Here is a 3,976-nt window from a genome sequence, read left to right as displayed (position 1 = left end):
AGTGACAATTATAAGCCTGATATTTGGCTAAGTTAAGAGAAGTTAAACTGGCATTAAAATGAAAATCAAGCCGTTGGGGATGAGGAGATTGACAATCAGATAAGCCCGTAAATTGTTTGGCATCACGGAAAATAAATTCAATTTGAAAACGAGCCTGATAATATTCAATAATTTGTTCAGGAGATAGATGAATATCAGTGCTAAAGAATAAGGCATTTTTGAGTTTACCGTTGGCTTGAACTTCAGAAATACAAGCCAAACAAATTTGGCAATTTAAACAACAACTCCACACAACTAATGTAGAAAGTGTAACGCCCGGTTTTATTTCTTTAACAAAATTCAGGCGACTCAAATCGAGACCGTCAAATTTACCGTCATATTTCCGAGGTGCGCCGCGTTTCTTTTGTTCACCTGTATAGAGATAACGGAGGTTAGCATCAACTCTTAATTTGCCAATAAAATCTAAATTTAACTAAAGAACAATCAATGACAGCAATAATTTTTTGCTCAGGATTCAAAGCCTGTTTGAGAAAATATTGATTAAATTGTGGGAAGTTAAAGTGTTTGAGAAAGTGGCGACGATAGGTTTTTTCACTTAAAGAACTATAACGGCTAAGATTCGTGAAGTTGACCTTACCATAGATGAGTAAAATAGTTGAAAATAAAGTTACTAAAAACTTCTTTTGGGGTTGACTAATTCCTGGCATTTGTTGTAAGATTGATTCAATAATATGGTCTTAATTGTTTGCTGACAATCAAGACTGCCATAATTGTATAAACTGCAAGTCCGATTGTCCAGCAATATCGGCAGAGTTAAAGTTGCTCCCCCTTTTTATCAAAGTTAGAGAGAGCAACTTAAACCTTCTAACTAGAATGCAAACTGCATTCGCATACTTCCCACATAAATAGTAGGATTGCTACTAAAATTATTAGGATTCATAATCAGATAAAAACTCGGTACGATCGCAATATTATCCGTCATTGGAAAATAGTAACTCGCCTCCACATCATACTGAGTTCCCCCATCTCCTCCACCAGCTACCAAAAATCGTCGCCCCGATATAACATCAAAGGGAACTACAAAAGATAACGAGCCAATGGCCCCCTCTTTGCCCAAGTCAGGGAAACCTAGCCCAAATTGAAAAGATTGAGCATTAACACTTTCGTCCCTCATCCCTGAAGCTTTCGGATTTAAGTGGGTGCTGCTGTAAGTATAGCGGCCGAAAATACCAAAATTGGCAGCTAGTCGCCAATCAAAATTCAAACCAAAACTATTAGCAGCAGCATCTTCTAGCTTACCACCAAAACCATCATCAGCAACCCCTTTAATCGGTCTTGTAGCAATTTGTCCGTCATCATTAGGTCGAATGCGAGTGCGGTCGTAAATCAGGCGGACATTCGCATTTTTACTAGGGGAATAAGTCAGTTCAGCCGTAAAAGAGCGAGTGTTTCCAAATAACCCGCGATTTGGTTGAGATGCTCCCGGAACATTCGCCATATAACCTAAATGGAGTTTAAGTTTCTCGTTCAAATTCCACTTCGCAACTGCACCCGCACCTCGTCCCACATCATTAAGTAATGTACTGCCAAAAGAGTTGTAACTGCCAGCACCTTTACCGAAAATAGAAGTAAAAGCATTGGTATCAAAGTAACTCAGCCAAAGCAAACGAGGGCCCACTGTTACTTCCAAGGAATTATTAACAGGAAAGGTGTAATAAGATTCCAACAATTCTACCTTGTTAATACCCGCAGCGGTGGTAATATCAAAGCTAGGAACCCCAAAAGTATTGTACAAGCCCGCAGAACTAAAAGCATTGGCAGGAGAATCGCCATTGCCCGCAGCTAGGCTAGTTACCAGTGAATCCTTACCTGTGAAAGATGTTAGGAAAGCAATGATTGTAAAATAACTCATTGTCGTGTCAGGATTATTCCTAACTTCGGTGACAGTAGGTTTACCATTAGCATCGCGTCGAGCTGAGCTGAAGGGATCTTCGGGGTCAATTCTTTCTACTTTTAATCCTGATGCAGCAGTTGCTCCTCCTAAATTAAAGCCCGTCAAACCACTCAGTTTCGTAGTAGTAGAAAACTGGTTAGCTTCCAATTCTGCTGTCCGTGCATCTAGAACGTTTACTCGCCCCCGCAAGGTAGCTATTTCAGCGGCAAATTCTTCTTGCAACCGCTGTACTGCAACTAAATCTTCTTTGGTGACTGAGTTAGTTGTCGATTCAGCAATTAGCCTGTTAATTTGGTCTAAGCAAGCGTTTAATCCGGCTGCAAATTCGTACCGAGTTAAGGCACGGTTGCCTCGATAGGTGCTGTCGGGATATCCCGCTACGCAGCCGTAGCGCTCAACTAGGGATTGCAATGCAGAAAATGCCCAGTCTGTAGGTTGCACGTCGGATAATTGGGATACAGATGTTACCTGACCGGTTAGAGTTTTTTGGGTGTCTTGGCTGATGTCGATTTGGGAGTCGAAAGGAGAGTCTGAAACAGCCATTTCAGAGTCTATCTCTGGCGGCTCAATTGGGTAGTTTGGGGAAATTTGCTCTGGAAGAGCGGAATTTTCTTGCTTGGATGCTGGTTCTATCTGAGCTGCTAGTAGGTTGTTGTCGATGAAACCGTTGCATCCGCAGGCTATACCGAAAATAAGGAGATTGAGCCGCACAGAAGTAGAGAGATTATTTGTCATTGCGTCTTTAGAGCCTGTAGTGTGTGAAAGTCATCTATCTGAAGAGAGATTAAAGACGCACCCGCTAACCTTCATTATGGAGGATGAATTAAAGAAAAATGGGGATTGGCAGAAATTTATCGCCCGAATGCTTCGCCCCTACAAAATTGGGATGTTCCCCTTATGCAGGGGGCAATGACAGAATTGCGTTAGTTGTGCCTAAGTCTTGTGGGTAAAAAACTCGGTTTCTTTGGTCAGAGTGCATAATTTCTGCAAACTGCTATCATAATGAAAGAATTATGAAATCAGTGTAGTCAATGTCACAGAACAAAGCATTTACTGTCCAGTTTGCGATCGCGATCGCCAGCTCGATCTTAATCGGTCTAGGAGCTTGTACCAGACTTAAGAATAACCCCCAGGCTGCTGACTCCGTTAAGCCACAAGCCAATCTGCAAGCTAAAAAAGGTAAAAAAGTAATTTTGACCACCTTCACCGTCCTAGCAGATATGGCTCAGAACGTCGCGGGAGATAAAGCTGTTGTCGAATCTTTGATTAAGTCGGGGGCAGAAATTCATGGCTATGAACCTACGCCTAGTGACTTGGTGCGGGGAAAACAGGCAGATTTAATACTAGATAATGGTTTGGAACTCGAACGTTGGGCCGCTAGGTATTATACTAATTTATCTAAAGTACCGCATATCACTTTAAGTGAGGGAATTAAACCTGTCGCGATCGCTGAAGATGCTTACAAGGGAAAGCCTAATCCCCATGCTTGGATGTCTCCGCAAAATGCTTTGATTTATGTTGAAAATATTCGTAAAGCTTTAGTCAAGCTCGATCCTATTAATGCCAAATCCTACAATGAAAATGCTAGGATATACAGCCAAAAAATTATAGATATTGACCAAAAACTTAAACAAGAAATTGCCGTTGTTCCTCAATCTAAGCGATATATGGTTAGTTGTGAAGGCGCATTTTCCTACCTCACCCGTGACTATGGTTTGAAGGAGGTTTATCTTTGGCCAGTCAACTCCGAACAGCAAGCTACACCTAAGCAAGTTGAAAAGGCGATCGATACTGTTAAAACCAATCAAATTCCAGTTGTTTTTTGTGAAAGCACTGTCAATAATGAAGTTCAAAAGCAGGTTGCTAAAGAGGCAAATGCTAAGTTTGGAGGAGTATTTTATGTAGATTCTCTTTCTCCCCCCAATGGCCCAGCTTCTACTTATTTAAAACTTCTAGAACACAATGTAACAATGTTAATTCAAGGATTGCAAGGCAAATTGTAAAATCATTCGTAACGCCGCC

At 41.2% G+C, this 3,976-nt stretch carries 4 protein-coding genes; 1 reads left to right on the top strand and 3 read right to left on the bottom strand.

What is annotated here, in order from left to right; all coding sequences use genetic code 11:
• The 3 genes from PY364_RS09385 to PY364_RS09375 form a co-directional block, all read right to left on the bottom strand.
• A partial coding sequence (locus PY364_RS09385) for a transposase (RefSeq protein ID WP_343277566.1) occupies positions 1-352 on the bottom strand: 352 nt, incomplete at its 3' end.
• A gap of 85 nt (positions 353-437) precedes the next feature.
• Positions 438-707 carry a hypothetical protein gene (locus PY364_RS09380; protein ID WP_275522040.1) on the bottom strand — a complete coding sequence of 90 codons (270 nt, stop codon included), beginning with the start codon at positions 705-707 and terminating at the stop codon, positions 438-440.
• 161 nt (positions 708-868) lie between these two features.
• Complete coding sequence (locus PY364_RS09375) at positions 869-2,689, bottom strand: iron uptake porin (RefSeq protein WP_275522038.1); 1,821 nt, start codon at positions 2,687-2,689, stop codon at positions 869-871.
• 296 nt (positions 2,690-2,985) lie between these two features.
• Between PY364_RS09375 and PY364_RS09370 the strand changes: the two genes are divergently transcribed.
• Positions 2,986-3,957, top strand: coding sequence for a metal ABC transporter substrate-binding protein (locus tag PY364_RS09370; RefSeq protein WP_275522036.1), 972 nt, complete (start codon positions 2,986-2,988; stop codon positions 3,955-3,957).
• Positions 3,958-3,976: the final 19 nt, after the last annotated feature.

Origin of the sequence: Kamptonema sp. UHCC 0994 (assembly GCF_029167235.1) — a bacterium.
In the GTDB taxonomy this organism is placed as follows: domain Bacteria; phylum Cyanobacteriota; class Cyanobacteriia; order Cyanobacteriales; family Microcoleaceae; genus Kamptonema.
Note: the sequence above shows the minus strand (reverse complement) of the source record. Positions and strands in the feature narration are given on the sequence as shown.

What these genes read in the sequence shown, in the direction of transcription:
- PY364_RS09380 (WP_275522040.1), bottom strand. Translation starts at nt 707, where the DNA reads ATGCCAGGAATTAGTCAACCCCAAAAGAAGTTTTTAGTAACTTTATTT.
- PY364_RS09375 (WP_275522038.1), bottom strand. Translation starts at nt 2,689, where the DNA reads ATGACAAATAATCTCTCTACTTCTGTGCGGCTCAATCTCCTTATTTTC.
- PY364_RS09370 (WP_275522036.1), top strand. Translation starts at nt 2,986, where the DNA reads ATGTCACAGAACAAAGCATTTACTGTCCAGTTTGCGATCGCGATCGCC.